Origin of the sequence: Botrimarina hoheduenensis (genome assembly GCF_007859815.1) — a bacterium.
Lineage (GTDB): Bacteria > Planctomycetota > Planctomycetia > Pirellulales > Lacipirellulaceae > Botrimarina > Botrimarina hoheduenensis.
In genome coordinates this window covers 458,355-479,065 of record NZ_SJPH01000001.1, presented here as the reverse complement: position 1 = coordinate 479,065, position 20,711 = coordinate 458,355, and the positions used below count along the sequence as shown (strand labels likewise).

The window sequence follows — 20,711 nt, the reverse complement described above, 5'->3', positions numbered from 1 at the left end:
ACACGGCACGCCAGAGTGACTCCTGGCCTCTGCCATCGGGGGTCAGCTATTAGCGAACCGCCGGACGCCCGCTTGCCGCCACATCGGGAGCCTCCGAGGCACGCTGCAATACCACCGCCTCACGACCCGGAAGTGTTACCCGTAAGGCCCCCTCTGCTTGCTCAAGTTTCACACGATCGGGTCTGCCCGAAGCGGTAAAGACCTCGCTCCAGGCACCGTGCCCGCTGTGTGCATCGCCTGCGATCTCGACCGTCCAGGACTCGTCGCCCCGGTTCATCACTATCAGCAGTGTTTCTTCATCATCCCAGCGGCGATAGACAAGCCCGCTGGCCGCGTCATCGGTTGAAACGATCTCGAACTCGCCCCTCCGCAGCGCGGGATGCGCTTTCCGCATGGCGAAGGCCGCCTGATAGAACCGCATCAGCTGGTGATCGAACGCGACCCGTGCGGCATCAGTTTCACGATCCATCGGATCGGCCGCATGACCGTCGTAGCGCAGATCGGGCCAGACCATGGGCTTACGATCGTCGGGGTCATCGCCGCCCCACATGCCCGCTTCGGTCCCGTAGTAGATCATCGGCGAGCCGACCATCGTTGCCTGGAGCACGCCAATCATCCGCTGCAGCCGCCGCTCGTAAACGGTCGGTTTGCGGATCTGATAGCCCTCCCAGCTGCGTGGCGAAACCCGCTCCGACACGTCGTAGTCGTAGCGATCAGGTCGCAAGTAAGGACGCGTGGTCGAGGCATTGACGATCATCGACGCGACCCGATCCGTGTCGTGTGAATCCACCAGATTCAGCAGCCCGTACTGCCGAGCGCGCGGATAATCGCGGAGCCTTTCGGTCAGCATCCGGCCGAAGTCGCTCGGAGAAAGGGCCCCGTCAATGAGGTAACCCTTCACGGGCCAAGCCAGGCCGTAGTAGTTCATGGTGGAAGAGAAGCCACCGTCTTCGAGAAAGCCGGCCGCGTCTTCCCAGTGCTCGGCGACGGTGTAGGCCTCGGGATTCGACGCGCGGACCAGTTGATTCCACTCTTGCCAGAATTTGATCGGGACTTCCACCGCCACGTCGAGCCGCCAACCGTCGATACCGTCGCGCGGATCGCCGTCGCCGTTGGGGTCCATCCACCGCCGTGTGGCGTCGAAAATGTATTGCTTGGGACCATCGTGCAGGTTGTCGCCCGCCGCGTTATTGGCGAACTCAGGCAGGGTCATCACGCCCCACCAGCCCTTGTACTGAAACTCGTCGTCGTGGGTTGCCGGGTTATCGAACGCCTGAACGACGTACCAATCGCGGTACTCCGACGCGCTCTGCTTCTTCAGCAGGTCCTCAAAGGCAAAGAAGCCGCGACCCGTATGATTGAACACTCCGTCGATAATGACACGGATACCCCGCGCGTGTGCTTCGGCCACCACCTTAAAGAAGAGCTTGTCGGCCGCGGTCCAACACCAGGTGCGGGGATCACGCGACTCGTTGGCCATCATCGCGAAATCGCCGGCCGGATCGGGCCCAAAGTGCGGATCGACGTGATGAAACGAATTGCCGTCATACTTGTGCAATGACCGGGCGTAGAACACCGGATTGAAGTAGATGGCGTTGATCCCCAGATCGCGCAGGTAATCGAGCTTGTCGAGCACCCCTTGCAGGTCACCGCCGTAGCGGCGGTCGAACACGCCGTCGTCATAGAAGTGATCGCCGCGCGCGCGCTCCCAATCGGCCCGGGCATACCAATCGCTGGTCCAGGGGGTGATGGCCCAGTCTTCGCCAACGTTCCCCGGAAATTCGAGCGACTCGCGCGTCGGATCGTTCGAGGTGTCGCCGTTACGAAAGCGCTCGGGAAAGAGCTGATAAAAGATCGCGTCGGCCGCCCACGAGGGAACCGTCTGCTCGGGGGTGAGCTTGTCCGTGGTGCCTTCGCTGGCGGCGGCGGGGGTCCGCTCACCCCGCGCCTCGCCGCCGACGGAGATCAATCCGACAAATATTCCCACCAACAACAAGAAAAGGACAGGCGTCATGCGTGGTGCGACGCTCCCCGCACCACGCACAACGAGACACTTCGCAAGAGTCAGAACCGATGAGGCCGGCTGGCTGCGGGCTGCCCCGAAGGGCTTCCCCCAGCGCTCCTTGCCGCCAGAGTCCACGAGGCCGTACTCACGCTCCAACCGCCGCGCACAAGGCGTAGCCCCGGCGATCTTCGCGTACTCGGACATCTTGTCGGGTCGCCCCATCGGTTTCATGACTCCAGTGAACTCACAGTCAAAAGCATCTCTCGATCAGGCCGGGTGGCCGCGATCAACGGCGGCGCGTGGCAAGTCCCGCCACGCCGACCATCACCAGCAGCGCCGTGGCCGGCTCGGGCACAGCAACCGCCGATACCGGCCCTTGCGCAATCGTCACGAACTGGTCGCCGGGCATGTCGGCCATCGTGAACAGCGGCGGGTCGATCCCGTCGTTGAACAGTGCGCTGCCCAGGTTGCTGCGGTCCAGGAACAGCATCGGATCGCCCAGATTGCCGGCACCCGAGAACTGGTTCGAGATGAAATCGTGGCCTGTGCCGTTAACGAAAGCCAGCAGCTTGATAGCGCCGGTCGGGTTGCCTAGGGCCGAGAGCGGCACACTGAATTCAATGCCGGTCGTGGCCGACTCCGCCTCGCCAGCAGCCGGGTCGGCGGTGCCGCCCGTGACGCCCGCGATGTTGCTGTTGTCGAAACCGAGCTGTAGCCCGATGGTGTTGTTGAACTTGCGATGGTTGTTCGCATTCGTCGCATCGCCGGGGGCGACGTCGAGCACAAACTCCAGCTCAGGGGCCGCGCAGCCAGCGCCACTGTCATCGGTGCAACCACCGGCACCCAGAGCGTAGGTGCGATCGATCAACTGGCCTTGCGCCAAGCCGGGCAGCACATTACCGGCGGCAAGCTGCTGCTCAGTCACCTGGAAGTCGAAGGTCGGTACGAAGTTGGCACCGGTCAGCGAGGCGTCGGCACCGAAGTTCGAAACCCAGTTGTCGTAGTCGGTCTGGTTGACGACATCGTCACCGTTGCCATCGCCCGACAAACCAACGCCCGTGGCGGCAAGGTTGTCACGCCACACCGTGTAGTCCGGCAGGTTGACTTCGCCGTCGCCGTTGTAGTCCATCGGGTTGCGGAGCACCTGGGGCAGTCCGCGCGGAGCGGTCTGGATGCCCAACGCTTGCTTCGTACCGGCGGTGCCCGCCGTCAAGTCGGCGTAGCTGGCGTTGATCGCCCAGAAGTTGCGCGCCGTCGGACCGGTGGGCCGAACGCGCTCGCTGCCGTTGCTGAACGTGAAGTAACGGTCGGCGTTGAAGCCGGCGTCGAAGGTCAAGCCGTCCATCCGCTGCAGCGCACCGTCGGTGGAGGGAACGTTCGGGTTCGACTGACCGCAGCAGAAACCATCCACGCTGGCCGGCAAGCTGGCACCATTGATGGTGTTCACGCCCCCCGCGACCGAGTCGATAAACACTTCGAGTTTATTGAAGTTGGTCTCCAGGTTGCCAGTGATCATCACATAAAGGCGGTTATTGAACACTCGGCCAAAGACTTGGTTGATCTCCGAGCCGCCCGAGGCGGTGACGATCGGGTCGTCGCTCGAGTTGTCGCCGAACTGGGTCTGGGTCGTCTGGGTCGAGAGCGCGGCACCGTAAAACGCCTGATCGCCGAGGATCGAGCCATCGATGCTCGGTTGTGCCATCGCGGCGGTTGTCGCCAGGAGTGCCGCTAGGGCACTCAGTAATGAAAACGTCTTCATAGAATTCCTCCGTCGTTGCCGTTGCTTGGGGTGGGGGGTGGGTCGTTGGGGGTGCGTTTGCCAGAGTCGAAAGGAAAGCGGTGTAAATCAGTGTGGAACTAAGGTGCGTGAGCGCCGTTGACGCGGGGTGCTCAGCACCGCAGCCAGGGCCGCCAAGAAAGCCGTGGCGGGTTCGGGCACGGCCAGCGCCGGGGCGCTGTAAGCACCCCGCTGGAAGCCGAACGCCGTGGCCCAAACCGTGTAGTCGTCGGTGTCCACGTCGCCATCGAAGTCGCCGTCAGCCAGCCGTCCGCCGGTGTCGCGGTTGTCTCGCCACAGGGTGTAATCCGCTACGTCAACGCTGCCGTCTAGGTTGAAGTCACCCGGCACGGTGCGGGCAAAGTCACCGACAAGCAGCTGGGCGTCGGTCACGTCCACGACCCCGTCTACGTTCAGGTCGTAAAGCGGATCGGTCGATCCAAGGTTGGTGTACAGCGCGGCCAAGTCATCGGCGTTGGTCTGCCCGCTGCCGTTCAGATCGATTCTCCGCAGCAGCGCGCTGCTGTATTCAGCCAGCACCGCCGCCGAGCCGCCCAGCGCCACCAGCTCGGGACCGAGCTCGAGCAGGTCGCGGGTGTCGATGCGGCCGTCGGCCGTCACGTCAGCCGCCGCGTCGAACAGCGCGTTGTTGCTGGCGAGCACCTGTTCGAAGCCGCCGGGGCCCGAGATGTCGCTCACTTCCAGCAGGCCGTCCGCGTCCAGGTCGCCCAGGCCCAGGCCTTGGCTGGTGGTGGTCCATACGCCGCCAAAGCGCTGCACGTTTGAATTACCCGTCTGCTCAAACGTGACGATCGTCACGGCGTGGTTGCCGGTGGTCACGTCAAAGAAACCGTAGATCCACTGGTCCGCGTCGTACTCGCCGGCGTCGTTCACGCCGTTGAGGGCCATCTGCAACACCTGCGCATCGGACATGCCCGCCGGCAGGTCGAGGAACACGTGCATGTTGTCGGCCGTGCCATCGGTCGAGCCCACAATCAGATCGCGGTCGTCCAGATTGTTCGGCGAGCTGGTGAACGGCTGGAAGCTCAGCACCTCTGCCTCCGGCTTGAGTCGATCGACATAGATCACCTCGCGGAAGTCGGTGTAGAGGGCCGGGCCGCCGTCGCCTTCGGTGCCGGGCGTGCCGTTGTTGGTCGCGGGGTTGCGATGACGATAGACTCGGCCGGTCAGGTAGTGCTCGCCCTCGGCGAGCGCCGTCGTGTCGATCGTCTGCTCATAAACGCCCGTGCCGCTGTTGAAGAAGCCGGGGCTGTTAACGCCGGTGAAATTCTCAAAGCCGTAAGACACCGCGCCGGGCGTGACGCTATCGACCACACCGTTGCCGTTGGCGTCGATGCCGCCGTTGATGCGGAACTGGGCGAAGTCGCCGTCGGCGTGCACGTCGCGCACGCCACCAACCGAAACGGGCGTGGTCTGGAGCCGCAGCTTGAACGCGTCGTCGGTCACCACGGTGATGTCCGTCAGCCGCGTGCGGCCGTTGAAGAAGTTATCCGAGGGGCCCATCGGTCCCCCCTGACCCGCGACGGGGGTCGAGCCCGGCAGCACCTGCGTCAGGTCGGCTCCGGCAACGTCGGTCAGCCGCATCTGCCCCTCGGGCCCCGCGAGGCCGTAGATCAGGTACCCCGACTTGTGCTCCGTTTCGGTCATCGTCGCGTTGTCGAGCGACTTGTTCCGCGGCGCGCGGACCGTCACCCGACCGTTGGCGTCCACCACGACAAACGAGGCGAGCTCGTCGTTCGGGTCGATCGAGGCGTTCTCGGCGTTGCCGGTCAGCTCCTTGAGCCGCGTGCCGGGGGCAAACGCGGTCTGCACCAGGCGCTCGTCATATCCGGCGTCGCCCCGGTTGTTGAGCAGCACCAGGGCCGAGTTCTCGCGTTCGTAGAAGAGCAGCTCTTTCTGGTCGGCGGTCGGTGTGCGATCGGCGTAGTTGCCGCGGCCGTGCGTGTTGCGCAGATTCACGAGCGTGGTGATCTGATCGCCATACAACCCGCCCAGCGCGTCGCCCCGGCCATCTTGGGGGAAGTCACGCCCCTCGCCGAACTCCTTGCCGTTCATGTACACGATCGCGTTGCCCGGTCGCATCAGCAGATAGGCGTGCGCGACGTTGTCCAGGTACGAAGGGCCGTCGTCATGGCTGCGAGCGAACGACACGCCCTGGCTGCCGTTGTTGGCGAAGCCCTCGTCGTGGCCGTCGATGCTGCGGTTCTTTATGTTCCGCCAGTCGTTGGCAAAACCGTTCGCCGAGAGGTTATCTTTGATCGCAAAGAACAGATTAAAATCGAGCGCGTCGCGGTTGCCGCCGACGTTGTTCGTGGCGTTGTTGATGTCCTTGCGGATGAACCCCTGCAGATAATTCAGGTCGTTATCGCCGCCGGTCTCAAGGAACGAGAACGCATGGTCGGGCGAGCCGTCGAGCAGCGTTGTCTGCTTCGCCCGGAACACTGCGCGATCGAACTCGTTGAGCACGGCTTGATCGAAATGGCGCACCGCGTCTAACCGGAAACCGTCGACGCCAATCTCTTGGATCATCCACCGCGCGTTGCGCATGATCAGGTCGACCGAGTCTTCCAGCACCGGATCCCCGGCGAGCGGGTCGGCCGTGTTGTAGTCATAGAGCGTGACGTTCTGGCCGATCGTCGGGTCGAAGTAGGTCGCCCCGCCCAGCGCCTGATCCGGATAGAACCGCGCGTTGCTCGGCGTAGCGACGTTAGCCGGGCCGCGACCGAAGATGCCCGCCGTTCCCGCCGGGATGTTCTGCGGGTTGCTCGGATCGATCGGATGGCGGACGTACTGGAGCTGGATGTCCTGATCGATGTCGATCAGCCCCGCCAGCCGGCCATCGAACCGATTGCTATCGACCGACTGCTGCGCGTGGTACTCGCCGTTAGGCAAGCCCGGCAGCTGCGACACAAAGCCCGGGTAGCCGCCCGACTGGACGAACGTCACATCGTCGGCCGTGGTGACGGTCCCCTGATTGTCGAACGTGTTGTTGTCGCTGAAGCCGTTGTGATTGATGATGAAGTCGGTGTTGACCCGCAGGCCGGCTTGATGCGACTCGTTCACCAGGGCCTTCAGCTTGGCCTCGGTGCCGTACAGCGTTTCGTTGCGGGGCTTGCCCAGGTCGAAACGGTCAAACACGTCGTAACCGACCGAGAGCCCGCCCGAGTCGGCGCGTTGCGGCGGCGGCAGCCACAGCCGGCCGTAGCCGGCCATGAAGATGTCCGCCATGCGCGAGTCGATCGTCTCCCACTTGCTCTCAAAGATCTGCAGGATCGGCTCGGCCGAGACGTCCTGGGCGGTGGCGGCCTGCCCGGCCAGGGCGGCGATCAGCGCGCAACCGTGTAGCAGAGCCCGCTTAAGGGTCTCGGCGTGGTTGGCGAAGAGAGGCGATGACGGGATACGCACGGTTGCCTGGCTGCTCAGTTCTGAGTGTTCGAGGGGGGCTGTTGTCGCTGCAGGAGCGTCGCTGGTCGCCTGCGGCAGAGTCGGTACCACGGGCAGCGATACGCCCTGAGGCGAATCGAAACGTTTGAAAACTCTGGTTGTGGGTTCGCTTCACGAGCGGTCGCCTTCCTGACGCCGGGCGCGGGACTGGTGTTAACGCCGCCGTCGATTAGCCCCAGCGGCCTGCTTCTCTTGCCAACCGTCGGGGGGGGTGGAGGTGAGTTCGATATCTTTCTTATTTCGTCCTGGCTCAACTTCGACTACTAAATCAGAAGTGTTAGTTGTCTGATACCACTTCGGTGTTATCAGCTTCCCAGGGGGCGGTGGACCACCATCGGGACCTGTGCGCTCGGTAGGCTTCTCCCTGGAAACTACAGATACTTTGTAAGAACCGGGCTTTAGCCCAAACTCACGGCCTGTCTGAACTACATATTCACCTGCTGAGGTAATCTTTGCGTAAGCAGTAGTCCCTTCGGCGGACTGTGGCTCGAACATCATGTTGCCCCCCGCTATCTGCTGACCATCCAACATCACCTTTCCGGACAACGTGGCGTCGAAAGGCCCTCCGCAACCTGTTAGCAGTAAAGGCGCCGCTACCAAGAGAATTGCAATAGTGCGAGGTCTTGTGGCAATAAAACTCATTCCTATTGACACCCTATAGTTACTAATGTCTTGTCAATCGGTTATTTGCTATGGATTCTAATCGTTCTTCACTCGGAGCCGAAATTTTCTTCGCCGGCCCGCGTCGAGAGCGAGCGATAGATTGGTGTGCTAACAGATTCAATAACAAAGCTAACTGAACCATCGCATCTAGCGAAGTTGGCGCCGCCCGGGTGTAAACTCTTAAACCCACGGTGTGGATTTGGATCGTCCTGCAACTCTTCAGGCGTAGATATGTAGTCGAATCTATTTAGAGGAATCCCGCATGTCGCCCAATCACCGTCGGCGAAATAAGCTGCGGAGTGAAAATCTTGTGAGACGACGTTCTCGCCTATTAGGAATGTGTTGGAACTGCCGTCCGTGACATTACGGTAAGATACAGGTCTGAAGTAGCTGTTACGGAAGAGTACACCGTTGCAATCTACGGTATTGTGCGAGTTGGGAGAGCCTACAGAAGTGTACGTGTGAAAGTTGGGGTCAATAAACGCAGCTGCTGTAGAACCGTCGTACCCCATCAAGTCGCCTGGGACTTCAGCTAGTATGGAATCACCAATATTTCCTTTGTAGCTAGTCGTCGCCACTAGGGAGCCGACGAAATACCATTGCTCTTCGCTAGGACGCGACGACTCATCCGAAGGACAGGTCAAAACATTAAGTTGGCGACCCATCGCTTCACGTATAGTGCGCAGCCCCATGCCTCTACCCTGCCCGGCAGCAGTAAAGTTTCCGGCGTCAAAGCCTGGCTTGAGCTGTTCATACAGCGCCTGCTCTTCTAAGTAGGGCAGCACTTGCGAAATCCACCCGGCGCCGGTGTATCCCGTGCCTCCTGAAGCGCGATCTAACGAACCACCGGGGGGTCCAATGTAATTGTTGGCGATATCCCGCTCTTCGTTGGCGCGGTACACACTGATCGGGAAGTTCCCGTACGTGTCGTGGTAGTTAATGCACGCCAGCCCCACGTTCTTCATATTGTTCACACACTGTGAACGCCTGGCCGCTTCGCGGGCGGCTTGTACCGCCGGCAACAGTAGCGCCACCAAGATGCCAATAATGGCGATCACCACCAGCAACTCCACCAACGTGAAGCCGCGCGGCCGACGAGAGAAAGGCACCTGGGACATGGGAATGATCGCTCCTTGACGAGTCGCTTGGAAAAGTTGTGAGGGGGTCAGCCGGGGGGCCGAAGCCGTTGGCTGCGGGCGCTGGTGGGGGGAAGACTTACGCTTCGTCCGCAGCGCTCAGGGCCAATTGCTCCGATGATCTCAGTGCTCCAATAATCTTTGTCGATTGCTCACGCGCTCCGCGGATCCGACCCGCCCGGCCGCCGCCCCGTGAGCAAGGGAGCGGCGGCAAGGCTGTTGGGTCGTCGTTAATCAATCTATCGTTTCAACGCTTCACAACCGCCCTTAGCTGCGACGACGAGCGGTCGCGGCAACGGCCGCCAAACCAACGAGCACCAGCGAAGCGGGCTCGGGGATCTCGGCGGTCACCGGCACGCTGAAGTACTGCAAGCCGGCGAAGTTGTTGAAGTCCACACCGCCCAGGTTGCCGGTGAAGACACCGGCACCGTCGCCACCCAGGTTGCCCGTGCCGGCCGGGAGGCCGCCCAGGACCTGGTTGGAGTGGTAGTTATTGTCACCGTTGCCGTAGGCGGCATGGATGAGGATCTGCGAACCGACCGAGGGGCTGCCGATGTCGGCCAGGGCGATCGAGAACTCGAAGCCCGTGGTGACCGCGGCGGCCGCAACCTGGTCAGCGGCACCGGTGCCGCCCATAACGCCAGCGCTGTTGCTGTCATCGTGAGCCGCCTCAGCAGCACCGTTAAGGAACGACGTGGTGCCCGTGCCGTTGCCCAGCACGCTGAAAGCACCGCCACCGACAGCGCCGGCACCGAAGTCGCCACCGCAAGCGGCACCGCACGTGCCGCCGGCGCGATCGACGACGTCGACCTCAAAGTTGCCGCCACCCCAACGACCGAAAACGTGGTAATCGGCCTCGAAGCCCTGGTCGAACGTCAGGCCACCGAAGTTGCTGCTGACGTTGCCGAAGTCGTAAGCGGGGCCGCTCGACAGGGTGTTCTCGCCACCCGCCTTGGAGTCGATAAACAGGTGCAGCTTGTTGAAGTTGGCTTCGACGTTGCCGGTGATCATCACGTACAGGCGATCGTTCCAGACTTTGGCGTAAGCCGCGTCGAGCTCGCCGCCGCCGGCGCCGTTACCGGAAGAGTCACCGAACTGGGTTTGGACGGTCTGCACCGCCAGCGGAGCGCCGTACGAGGCGTCCACGGTGCCATCGACCGTGATGCTCGCTTGAGCAACACCGGCCACAGCCAGGGTCAGGGTTAGGGTGAGAAGGCTTCTCATGAGTCGTGTACTCCAAGGAGTGACAAAAGGGAGGGGGAGAAAAATCAACAGGTTGCCGCATCAACCGCGGTGGCCTGTGCCAGCGCGGACCAATCGCTTGGGTTCGGTTAAGCCGCCTCGGCCGAGGTTCCGCCCGGGGCCAACAGCGAAGCATTTTCATAATGCCGGCGGCGATCCTGCCGCGCGGCGTGGTCGATGAGAATCAGAACTCGGTGGCGAAAAGGGGGTGGCGGCTTGGGAGCACCCCAGCCAGCCGAGTGTCTGCGTATCCTGGCCGGACGGCGCTAACACTCGCAAGGTTATTATGGTCTCTGCCGTCGCTTTCGGCGAGCGGCTGTGAGCGATTTATCGGTCCGGCGATCTCAGGAACCAGCCAATCGGCACCCCGGTCGCGGCGGCCCGTAACGGCCCGATAGGTGGTGCCCACCCGGACCTCGTCCACTTCGTGACACTTCTTGCCATCGAAGTTGCCGAAGCTGATGCGGTCAAAGGCAAAGTTGCCCCGCAGTTGGGCCGTCGCCTCGGCTCCGCGCTCGTCGAGCAGCGATACCGGGTTGCGCAAGACCGTCACCACATCGCGGTGCTGAGGCCCGAACTCGATCTTAATCACGTACAGGCTGGGCTCGTCGCGTTCAGCCCCCATGCGAGGGTAGTTGGCCGCTCCGTAAGCGTTGTAGTTGCTGGTAACGCCATAACCGGCACCATCGGCCCCCGAGCCGATGCAGAGTACCCGATTGCCGTTGCCGTCGCCCCGGTGCAGCTCGAAACCGTAGAAGCCGTCGCCCGGCAGATCGACGCGCTGCAAGAAGCTCAGATAAACCGTTTTGCCGTTGGCACCCACCAGGCGTAGGCCGTCTTGGTTCTCAACCATTCCGGCCGCGTCGAACACGCCGCCGAGCGAGGTGCTCAGCGCGCGGCGCACCCGGTTCTGCTGGGCAACCTGGGCGGCTCGGCCGCCGATCATCGGCAGGCCCGGCATGCGGAGGCTGCCGATCTCGGCGACGTTCGTCGCGATCTGTCCGGGGGGGCAAGCCGCCTCGATGTCGGCCCAGGGGCCCGCCCAACCGAAGCCGCCGTTCTGCTGACCGAGCGGACCTTGCGGGTAATCAAAACCGTCGTAGGCGTAGAGCCCGTCGTGGGGGCCGCCGGTGGACGAGATCGAGCGCACGAACTTGTCCTCGTCGGCAAAGAACTTGGCAACGGTCGTCGAGGCCGGACGAACCCGAGCGGCTTCGTGCTTAGCGAGGCGGACGCTGCGCGACGCCACGCCGGCACCGCCGAGCAAGAAGGCTTGCAGATCGCCCCGGAAGACGTGTACCTCGTCGCCACGCTCCGCGTCGGCGGCCAAGCAGAACTCGGGACCCGTGCCTTTGGCGTCGAGCGACGCCAGGCTCACGCCCATCCGACCGGTGCGGATGCCGGGCGACGGATTACCCGGCGGGAGGAACGCCGCAAGCCGCCCGCTGAGCAGCACCGCATCGTTCTCGGCCGGCATGATCAGCTCGGCGGGGCCTTCCAGCACCGCGCGAGCGCCATCGTTGAAAGTGATCTCGGCGATGCCGGCCACGAGGTCGAGCCGATCGCCGACGCGCAGCTCCGATCCGTAACCGAGGCCCGCCTCGTCGCGGCCCAGCAGCTCAGAACCCCAACGGCAGTTGCGTGTGCCGGTGATCGTTCCGGTAACGGCTTTAGCCGCCACCGCCAACCGATCCGCCGTGATCGAGTCCGCCGCCATCGAGTCGGGCAAAACGGTGCCCGCCGACTGATCCGCGCTGGAGATGGCACGCCACGTCAACCAGCTCGATCCAGCAGCCACCACCGCGAGCGAAGCGGCCAGGGCCAAGGCCGAACGGATATTTGCTGACCAAGCCCGTGACGGCGTTGGCCGGCCGGCGCTGGACAATTCCGCGACCGAAAGCGCACGACGCGCCGCCGAGCGGTCTACTGCTGCTGAGCGGGCTGCCGGATCCAAAGCGCCGCCCACCGTGGCGATCGCGGGCTGAGACCGCTTGTCCGCGGAGGCGTCTTCGCGTTGCTCGGCAACAACCGGACGCGCGAGCGGAGCGCTGGTATGCAAAGCGTATAGCTCGGCTTCAGCAGCAGCGTACTCGAGATAGTATTGCCGGGCTTGTGGATCCGAGGCCAAGAGCTGTTCCAGACGTGCAGCACCGCAGGCGTCGATCGTGGCGTTACACCAATCGGCCAGCAGGCCCTGCAGCTCGTTGTTCAGCGGGGCTTCGGCCATCAGTATCCTTCAGCGCGTAAGCGGCGCGTAATGCAGTCGTGCAGGGCTCGGCGAATCCGCGCCATGGCCTTGTAGAGCGAGTTGGCCGGGCGCCCTAAACGCTCTGCCGCCTCTTTGATCGTTGTGCGTGAGTCGCCATAGCAGGCGCGGACCACCTCGCGATCGTCGGCCGCAAGCCGGCTAACGCAGTCGTGCAGCGCGTGGCGACGCGTCTCAAGCACCCCGGCGTTGTCGATCGCCTCTTCCGCCAAGACCTCGAGCAACCCCTCCGAGAGCCAAGCTTCGTTGCGACGCAGGTTGCGGCGAAACTTGCGCACCTGGTTGAGCGCCACCACGCTGGCCCACTTCATGAAGTTCGTCTCCAGATCAAACTTGCGGTACTCACGCCAGAGCACCACGCAGACCTCTTGAAAAACCTCTTCCGCATGGGCCGGTTTGCCCAGCAGGGTCATCAGATAGGCGTACAGCCAACGGTCATGCTGCGCAAACACCCGCGCGAAAGCAGCGCGGCCGCTTTCGTCGTCGTCCGTCGTATCGAGGGGCAGGCGGTTCGTAGCGATCACGCTCGGCAAAAACCTTGACGATATCCGTCAGCAAAGTTGTCCGTCGGGAGAGTCTCGAAGCAAGGGGCTGGGCAACGCCCTCTTGCCTTGCTTCCCTCAAAAGGATCCACACCACCCAATCAGGGGGTATTGCAGGAGGCCAACTGCCTCCCACGGGATCCGACATGCTGAGAAAAGAACGCAGTAAAAGCGTCGTACCAACGCATCTCAATCTAAAAAAGGCGCGGCACTTCGAAGATTGGCCACAAGAACTCAAGAAATTTGGCGAACTAATGCGACGCGAAATGCCGTGAATCATAACGAATTCGACGCAAACCACGGCAATACAAAGCTTTAGGTCGAATCAAGCGCGGTCTGCGGAGTCCTCAGCCACGCTAATAAACACGCCAACCCGCAAGGCAATCATCAAAACCCCCAAAAGGTAGTTGCACTAACGTACACGTGTACGTTAAACCACTTCTCCGCAGAGCCCGCAATCCGGAGAAGATGCCCATGCTCGCCAGAATCAGCACCTACTCGCTGCTCGGAATCGACGCCGCACCGGTCGTTGCCGAGGTCGATGTCTCACCGGGCGCGATCCCCAAAACGGTGCTCGTTGGCCTGCCCGAGGCCGCGGTCCGCGAAGCCACTCACCGTGTCGAACGCGCGATCGTCAACAGCGGCTTTGTCCGTCCCCACGATCGAATCGTGATCAATCTGGCCCCTGCTGAGCTGCCCAAGCAGGCGGCCTCGTTTGACCTGCCAATCGGGCTCGGCGTTCTCGCCGGCAGTGGGCAGATCGGTGGCGATCGTCTGCACCGCTATGCGGTTGTGGGAGAACTCTCGCTCGACGGTGCAACGAGGCCCATCCGTGGGGCTTTGTCCATGGCGATCGCCGCCGCCGAGCAACCCGGGGTGAGCGGCCTGGTCTTGCCGCGGCAGAACGCCCGCGAGGCGGCGGTTGTCGAGGGACTGGACGTGATCGCGGTCGATAGCCTTGCCGAGGCCGCAGCCTTCTTCGCCGGCGATCTGGACATCGATCCCCAACCGTGTGTCGTGTCCGACCTGGTGGCCGAGCACGGTGCCTACGACGTAGACTTTGCCGACGTGCGGGGACAAGAGATGGCCAAACGGGCCATGACGATCGCGGCGGCGGGAGCCCACAATTTGCTCATGGTCGGCCCCCCCGGCAGTGGCAAAACGATGCTGGCAAAACGCGCACCCACGATCTTGCCGGCCCTATCACCCGACGAATCGGTGCAGACAACGCGGATCTATAGCGTTGTGGGTCGGCTCGGCGGCGACCAGCCTCTGCTAGCCACGCGCCCGTTTCGTGCTCCCCATCACACCATTAGCAATGCCGGCCTGGTCGGTGGCGGCTCGACGCCCACCCCCGGCGAGATCAGCCTCGCGCATCACGGGGTGCTCTTTCTCGACGAACTGCCCGAGTTCAATCGCCAAACCCTGGAAGTCCTGCGGCAACCCTTGGAAGACGGCCAGGTGACCATCAGTCGCGCGATCGCCACGACCACGTTTCCCGCCGACTTCATGCTGATCGCTTCGCTCAACCCTTGCCCCTGTGGCTACCGAAACGACCCGCGCCGCGAGTGCCACTGCGGCACCGTGCAGATCGAACGCTACATGGCAAAAATCAGCGGACCGCTGCTGGATCGGATCGATCTGCATATCGAAGCTCCCGCGGTCGATTACGACGAACTTCGTTCGACGAAAGTCGGAACCGACAGCCGCACCATGCGTGAACAGGTCGAACGGGCCCGCCGCCGACAAGCCGCACGAACCGCGCCACGCGGCCGCCCGCTGCTCAACTCGCAGCTCTCCTCACGAGCGGTACGGGAGTACTGCGAGCTGGACGACCCGAGCGCACGGCTGCTCAAGGCGAGTGTCGAACAATTGGGGCTGTCCGCCAGAGCTCACGACAAAGTGCTCCGCGTCGCGCGAACAATTGCCGACCTCGACGAAGCGGATCAGATTCAAGTCGAGCATGTCAGCGAGGCGGTGAACTATCGGCTGCTCGACCGCAAGCTTTGGCGCTGATAGGCCGTGTTGATAGGTCTCGATAGATCCGCGAAGGCCAGGGGCCGATGGTTGGATTCTTTATTCCCAGAGCGTTTATCGGCCCCCTTACTCCATCGGTTCAATTAGTTGCTCAGCGGGCGAAGGGGGTAGGTCTTCGGCATGCACCTGGACGGTTGCGGCTGGCCGATCTTCACGGAACAAGGCCCAGAACAACCCCGCAGCAACCAGGCTGATCAACCCCGGCGCAAGCCAGAAGTACTCCCAGCGATACGGAGCCGGATCAACACCGGGAGGCGTCAGATAAACGTGCTGCAAGCCGCCGACAACCGCCGAGCCGATGAGGTGCCCCATGCCCGTCGTCGCAACGGCATGCAGGCCTTGAGCGGCACCCCGGTTATCGCGTGTCGCGAGCCGATCGATATAGAGCTGCCCGGTAACGTAAACGAACGCGTAGCAGGGACCGTGTACGAAGATCGCCAGATAGATCGCGGCGGTGGTACCCCACGCGGCCCCCGCCGCCAACAGAAAGAACCGCAGCGTCCAGGTCAGCACACCCGCCATGAATACCACGCGCAGACCAAAGCGTCTGAGTAGCATCGGCATCGCGAACAGGCAGAAGACCTCGGTCACCTGCCCGATCGTGAGCTTGGCAGCGGCGTGTTCGTATCCCAGGTTGTTGAGGAACAGATTCGCGTAGCGATCGTAGGCCTGGGGGGGAACACAGGCGAGCACAGAGATTGCGAGGAAAGTGACAAAGGCCCGATTGCTCCAGAGTTCACTGCCTCCGGTGAGCGTCCTCAACAGCCCCACCGTCCGAGCTGGCGGCGTATCGGGCAGCGTCAGGCTGTAGGCGGCCATCACTCCGTGACCGACCACACCGATCCAGACCGGCACGAGCGTCGCTTCGATTGAGCTTCCGAAAAGCGCTGGCCACCCCAAACCCACGAACCACCCCGCGGCGACCCAGGCAAGCGTCCCCGCGACACGCACAGGGGGATAGTCACGATCCACGTCCCGCACATTTCGCATGGCGATGGTCGTGGTCATCGTGACCGTCGGGGCGTAGAGCTGGAAATAGACCAGCGTCGCAAAGAAAAGACCGATTTGGCTGCGACTGCCCGAATAGCCCACTGTCGCCAAAGCGATACCGGCCAGCAGGTGCAGCACGACCAGCACGCGCTGCGCCGCGAACAGTCGATCCGAGAGCATGCCCGCCAACGCGGGTGACATTGCTCCACCGATCGCGGCTGCTGCGCCGCAGTAGCCGATAAATCCGGCGTCGAACAGACGATCACCCGCGGATCCCGTATGGGCACCAATGTAGGTGCCGATCGTGACAATCCACACTCCCAAGGGCCATGTTTCGAGAAACATCATGACCGCTAGACGCGCGACCATGGCGGGAGGCGTGCTCGCGATAGGCTCCGACTTCGGCGACATCGACCTACAAGCTCAGCGAGTCCGGGGGCGGACCAAAAAAAAATCCGCCACGAAGGCGGAGGATGACTCGAGAATCAGGCGTGCGACAGCGGCCTTGCTTGTGCCGCAGCGCTTAGCAGCTAACACAAGACGCGATCGGCGACAACTAAGCTCGACAGCTAAACAAGCTCAGCAGCTAAAGATGTCGTGCTGGAGCTCAATGTACGGAAAGCCCCCTCGGAACGCAATCGACTCCGGTGACAATAAAGGGGGAAGCTCGCGACGCAGCTGCTCCCTTAAAAGTCGGCTGCGGATCGCTCTGTTCGCCTCAAAGAGACCGGCCAATAAGAAGGCGACCTTGCGATCACCGACCGTCTAAAAATCTAGGTTACTTGATTTCACTGTCGTCAGAGAGACACGAATCCTCGCAAGTTAGGGCGTAGGAGAACTGACAATCCGCCCCGACTCCCCCGCTCGCCTGAGCCGTGCGAGCGGGGGTCGGGGTCGGTTCGAATCAACCTCGTCGACGGAAGCTAGTCGCCATCAAGGTGCCCAGCAGAATCAATACGCTGGTCGGCTCAGGGACGGCGACCGCGGTGCCGAAGCCCCAGTTGCCCAGCAGAGCATTGAGTTCCGCGTTATCGACCGGGGCCGAGAAGCCGTTCACCCATGCGGCGGGAACGGTGTTCGCACCCCAGCTGCCCAGCAGCAGGTTGAGGTCGCCATTGTCCACCTTGCCGTCGCCGTTAAAGTCGCCCGACACCGGGGCTGCTAAAGTCTCGATCATGAGGAAGTCTAGCGAGGCCGGTGCCGCACGGCCTTCGAACCCAATGTAGTTCTGGTTGTTGCCGTCCCACTTAAAGGTGTAGGTATCGCGGTCGCCCGGATTTGCCTCGATCCCATTCGAAGGGTCGAGGTCGATCTGGATGTCTTGGATGAACGCGGTAACGACAACATCCGTGCCGTCGTTGAAGTCCGCGAACTCGAATTCGAGGCGAACCTTGTACTCATCCTGCTCGATCTGGGCACCGATCTGAGCCAAGAAGTCGTTCTGGCCGAGCCCCTGGCCGTCGTCGATCACCGACGCTTTGTCATGATTCGTTTGCCCGTTGTTCTCGAACTCGCCAACGTTGTTCACCTCAACAAATATCCCGGGGAAGGCCGCCTGCTTGTCCTTGGCATAGCTGTCGAAGGCGTTGTACTGGCCGTCATCCTCGATCGTGAAGGTGAAGGCTCCCTGCTCCAAGTACTGACGGTCAGCGTTGGAACCTTCGCTCCCGATGCGCATCGTTTGGGTTGTGGCGTTTTGCTGCGACATCCCAACCGCGATCGCTAAGAAGCGGTTGTCGGCTAGGCCGTTTACGCCCGTCGAGGGGTCGATGATCGCTTCGATCGCAAACCCGCCCGCATCGATAATGGCTTGATCGATGAAGTTGCGATCGATACCAACCATCGACTCGCCCGATCCGACGCCAAGCAGCAGCTTGTTGCCACTGATATCGGAGGTTGCGGTACCGAAAGAGCCGCGGAATTCGGCGTAGGTCGTCCCCACGGTGGGCGAAAACACGGCCGAAGACATGCCCGTTGTCACGCTGTCGGCGCTATCCACCGCATCGGGGCGATTGAACGTGTCGCTGAACAGGTTGATGCCCGTTAAGGGGCTGGGGGCCGCGGGCGTGCCCGGCGTCGGCGGCGGGATAAAGCCCTCGGTCAGCATAAAGTTGTCGACGCGTGCGAAACCACCTGTCGAACCGTTACCGTCCAAGCCGCCAAGCTCTACAAACAGTCGCTTGCCAATATCGCTTGGCACCGCCGAGTACAAGCTGTTCTGCACGAACGACTCGTACGCGTTGTTGATCGAGGAAGCCCCCGAGAGCGAGGTAGCCAATGTGTTCTTGGCACCGCCGATCAGGTTGTCGGCTGTTGTAAAGAGAGAAACGCTGACGTTGTCAAAAACGTCGCTCCAGTTGAAAGCATCCCGCCACTGGTAGCTGATGTTGTAGACGTCTCCGCTGACGATATTGTAGCCGGTATCCAGACCGAAAATGCTGCTAGGAGAGTCGGTGATCTGCCCGTTCCGGCTACCGTCAAAGCCCAGATTGGTGCGCGTGGCGACGCCTGTTTGCACACCCGACGTGCCGATGTTGATCCACTCGGGCGTTTCGTCGTGACTTCGCTGATCGATCGTTGAGGTATCGGCGTTGAAGTCGCCGTTGCGTAGTGATCCTCCGACGATGGTCGTTGTCATCTGCGCACGGGCGTCGCTCGCAAGGGACAGCACCACGGCAAGGGCCGTTGCTAGCAGAAAGGTAGAGCGGGAAGTTGTCATCAGGAAGTTCCTAAGAGGAGTCGTCATCCGAACGCTGGCCAAAATCCAAGCGTTCGATTGGTGAGGGACGCGAGTGGTGCGGTTGTTGATAAGTTGCAGGCCGAAAACTTCGTGGCGTGCTGGGCGCGCAGCTCAGCCCATGCGAAGCAGCCGCGGTAAGGGATAAGTGACGAGGCCGCACCACAAACCGAGAGACGAATAATTCGGGCGACGGGCGATGTCCTGCACTAGAATTTTCGGTGCTCTGCGATTCGCACGCAAAATATCCCAAAAAAACCCGTTTCTTCGCTTGAGCAGCTTATGTGGGGTCTGGACCGGGACGGCAAACCGTCCAATAGGCGTCAGCCTGGCCGCGGAGGGCTACTCGCAGAGATCAAAATCTCCGGTGTTTTGCGAAGCTCTCTCGACCGTGAGCGTTAAATCCGATGTTTGGATGTCGGCGTAGCGTGGCGGCGTACGCCAGGAGGGGGGACGCGTCTGTGGCGCGGCCTCGGCAAGGAGTTCGGCGACTGGTGAATCCGTTTCGGAGGACCCGGCCGATTCTCGCTCAACCGCCGCGATAGCAACCCGATAGGTTTCGCGGTCCTTCATAGCAGGACGATTGATCACCATGTGGTAACGACCGTCGGCATCAGAGTTCGCGACGAACGGACGTCCGCCGGACTCAGCGAAGAACATCACGGCAGCGTCGCTCACCGGCTTACCGGAAACCGTGATCAGGCCCGAAACATAAGCGGTGTTTCGATCAGCGCAACCGACTAGCAAGGCGCAGCCGGCGATAAGCGTCGCGCCATGGTTGCGGCCGGGCACGGGACGATTAGGCATTCGCTAAATCCGTTGGCTACAAACTGACCGAATAACCGTCGGACTTGTCACCCAGGTACTGATAGGTCCAGTGGTCGATGCTGTCGAGCAGGAAGTGAACGCTGCCGTCTCCGAACGAGAAGTTGGCTCCGCCGGGGTGAGGCGATTTAAAGCCGAGCGCTGTGTTCCACGTGCACGATTTATCACAGCTGCTGCCCCCGCCGGTTCCCGCTTCTCGGCAAGTATCGTAGTTGATCGGGATCACGGTGCTCACCAAGCCATTGGCATTGTTGGAGTTCAGCCACCCTTTACGCACGTGGCTTGAGCACCCCGGACGGACTTCGCCGAAGAATATCGTGTTCGAGAGCCCATCGGTGATCTCACGAAGCTCGGTCTGCACCGCGAAGCGCGTGAAGACGCCCGAGAAATCTCGGGGGTCTGCCAAGTAGGGGATGGGACCCAGGGCGTACTTGTTCCATATGACCTGCTGCGACGCGCAACTACACCCCGAGCTGTCCCCGCGCCGACCCGAGCCGTTGGAGGCGGCGTAGCTGGTCATGGCGCGCGGGATACCACCGATTTCGACAACCGGTTCGTCGGCGTCGCTCGGGCAGACATACATGCTGACCGGATACGATGCGAGGTACTCTCCGCCGGCCAGCCGTTGATTGTCCGTCGGCTGGTTGAAGTCAATCAGGTCGTGCAGGCTGGTGTCTTCCGCGTAAGGCAGGATCCAGGCGAGCACGCCTGTGCGGAATTGAATGCCTTCTTTCGAGTCGAAGATTGCGCCCGGTGGGAGCCCACCGCGGGCCGACTCGTAGTTGATCGTAGCCAGGGTGACTTGTCTCAGCTTGTTCGTACACGATGTCCGTCGCGATGCTTCGCGGGCCGCTTGGACGGCGGGCAGCAGAAGGGCGACTAAGACGCCGATGATCGCGATAACGACCAAGAGTTCGACCAGAGTGAATCCCTGTTCGCGGTAACGCTTCGCAGGTTGGTCGAATGAGTCCGCAGCTTTCATGCTGATGCCGCCATGGGCTGGAAGACCGTAAAAGACAAGCTTGC

At 62.1% G+C, this 20,711-nt stretch carries 12 protein-coding genes; 1 reads left to right on the top strand and 11 read right to left on the bottom strand.

The window, feature by feature from the left end:
• Window positions 1-49: 49 nt before the first annotated feature.
• The 7 genes from Pla111_RS01805 to Pla111_RS01775 form a co-directional block, all read right to left on the bottom strand.
• On the bottom strand, window positions 50-2,227 hold the full coding sequence (locus tag Pla111_RS01805; protein ID WP_197524667.1) for a glycoside hydrolase family 13 protein: 2,178 nt from the start codon (window positions 2,225-2,227) through the stop codon (window positions 50-52).
• Window positions 2,228-2,291: 64 nt separating this feature from the next.
• Window positions 2,292-3,764: a PEP-CTERM sorting domain-containing protein gene (locus tag Pla111_RS01800; protein ID WP_146570787.1), complete on the bottom strand. Its 1,473-nt coding sequence runs from the start codon at window positions 3,762-3,764 to the stop codon at window positions 2,292-2,294.
• 87 nt (window positions 3,765-3,851) lie between these two features.
• The gene (locus Pla111_RS01795) at window positions 3,852-7,298 is read right to left on the bottom strand and encodes an alpha-amylase family glycosyl hydrolase (RefSeq protein ID WP_146570785.1); all 3,447 of its coding nucleotides are present in this window, start codon (window positions 7,296-7,298) and stop codon (window positions 3,852-3,854) included.
• Between the two features lie 659 nt (window positions 7,299-7,957).
• Complete coding sequence (locus Pla111_RS01790; RefSeq protein ID WP_146570783.1) at window positions 7,958-9,028, bottom strand: DUF1559 domain-containing protein; 1,071 nt, start codon at window positions 9,026-9,028, stop codon at window positions 7,958-7,960.
• 285 nt (window positions 9,029-9,313) lie between these two features.
• Window positions 9,314-10,270 carry a PEP-CTERM sorting domain-containing protein gene (locus Pla111_RS01785; protein ID WP_146570781.1) on the bottom strand — a complete coding sequence of 319 codons (957 nt, stop codon included), beginning with the start codon at window positions 10,268-10,270 and terminating at the stop codon, window positions 9,314-9,316.
• Window positions 10,271-10,472: 202 nt separating this feature from the next.
• Entirely contained in the window at window positions 10,473-12,515 is a 2,043-nt protein-coding gene (locus Pla111_RS01780) for a hypothetical protein (protein ID WP_146570779.1), read from the bottom strand.
• Window positions 12,515-13,078, bottom strand: coding sequence for a sigma-70 family RNA polymerase sigma factor (locus tag Pla111_RS01775; protein WP_197524666.1), 564 nt, complete (start codon window positions 13,076-13,078; stop codon window positions 12,515-12,517). The genes Pla111_RS01780 and Pla111_RS01775 overlap by 1 nt, the downstream gene beginning before the upstream one ends.
• Window positions 13,079-13,570: 492 nt before the next feature.
• On the opposite strand from Pla111_RS01775, the gene Pla111_RS01770 reads away from it, so the two are divergent.
• Window positions 13,571-15,112, top strand: coding sequence for a YifB family Mg chelatase-like AAA ATPase (locus Pla111_RS01770; RefSeq protein WP_146570775.1), 1,542 nt, complete (start codon window positions 13,571-13,573; stop codon window positions 15,110-15,112).
• Window positions 15,113-15,199: 87 nt separating this feature from the next.
• Here Pla111_RS01770 and Pla111_RS01765 read toward each other — a convergent pair whose 3' ends face one another.
• From Pla111_RS01765 to Pla111_RS01750, 4 genes are all read right to left on the bottom strand, one after another.
• Window positions 15,200-16,492 (bottom strand): MFS transporter, encoded by a 1,293-nt coding sequence (locus Pla111_RS01765; RefSeq protein WP_231930560.1) that lies wholly within the window; start codon window positions 16,490-16,492, stop codon window positions 15,200-15,202.
• 535 nt (window positions 16,493-17,027) lie between these two features.
• Window positions 17,028-18,842, bottom strand: a complete 1,815-nt coding sequence (locus tag Pla111_RS01760) for a PEP-CTERM sorting domain-containing protein (protein WP_197524665.1) — start codon at window positions 18,840-18,842, stop codon at window positions 17,028-17,030.
• 360 nt (window positions 18,843-19,202) lie between these two features.
• Entirely contained in the window at window positions 19,203-19,667 is a 465-nt protein-coding gene (locus Pla111_RS01755; protein WP_146570769.1) for a carboxypeptidase-like regulatory domain-containing protein, read from the bottom strand.
• A gap of 16 nt (window positions 19,668-19,683) precedes the next feature.
• Window positions 19,684-20,667 carry a DUF1559 domain-containing protein gene (locus Pla111_RS01750; protein ID WP_146570767.1) on the bottom strand — a complete coding sequence of 328 codons (984 nt, stop codon included), beginning with the start codon at window positions 20,665-20,667 and terminating at the stop codon, window positions 19,684-19,686.
• Window positions 20,668-20,711 lie beyond the last annotated feature (44 nt).

Excerpts from the sequence above, each read along its gene's own strand:
- Pla111_RS01760 (WP_197524665.1), bottom strand. The coding sequence starts at position 18,842 with ATGACAACTTCCCGCTCTACCTTTCTGCTAGCAACGGCCCTTGCCGTG.
- Pla111_RS01765 (WP_231930560.1), bottom strand. The coding sequence starts at position 16,492 with ATGGTCGCGCGTCTAGCGGTCATGATGTTTCTCGAAACATGGCCCTTG.
- Pla111_RS01800 (WP_146570787.1), bottom strand. The coding sequence starts at position 3,764 with ATGAAGACGTTTTCATTACTGAGTGCCCTAGCGGCACTCCTGGCGACA.
- Pla111_RS01770 (WP_146570775.1), top strand. The coding sequence starts at position 13,571 with ATGCTCGCCAGAATCAGCACCTACTCGCTGCTCGGAATCGACGCCGCA.
- Pla111_RS01785 (WP_146570781.1), bottom strand. The coding sequence starts at position 10,270 with ATGAGAAGCCTTCTCACCCTAACCCTGACCCTGGCTGTGGCCGGTGTT.
- Pla111_RS01750 (WP_146570767.1), bottom strand. The coding sequence starts at position 20,667 with ATGAAAGCTGCGGACTCATTCGACCAACCTGCGAAGCGTTACCGCGAA.
- Pla111_RS01780 (WP_146570779.1), bottom strand. The coding sequence starts at position 12,515 with ATGGCCGAAGCCCCGCTGAACAACGAGCTGCAGGGCCTGCTGGCCGAT.
- Pla111_RS01805 (WP_197524667.1), bottom strand. The coding sequence starts at position 2,227 with ATGGGGCGACCCGACAAGATGTCCGAGTACGCGAAGATCGCCGGGGCT.
- Pla111_RS01755 (WP_146570769.1), bottom strand. The coding sequence starts at position 19,667 with ATGCCTAATCGTCCCGTGCCCGGCCGCAACCATGGCGCGACGCTTATC.
- Pla111_RS01790 (WP_146570783.1), bottom strand. The coding sequence starts at position 9,028 with ATGTCCCAGGTGCCTTTCTCTCGTCGGCCGCGCGGCTTCACGTTGGTG.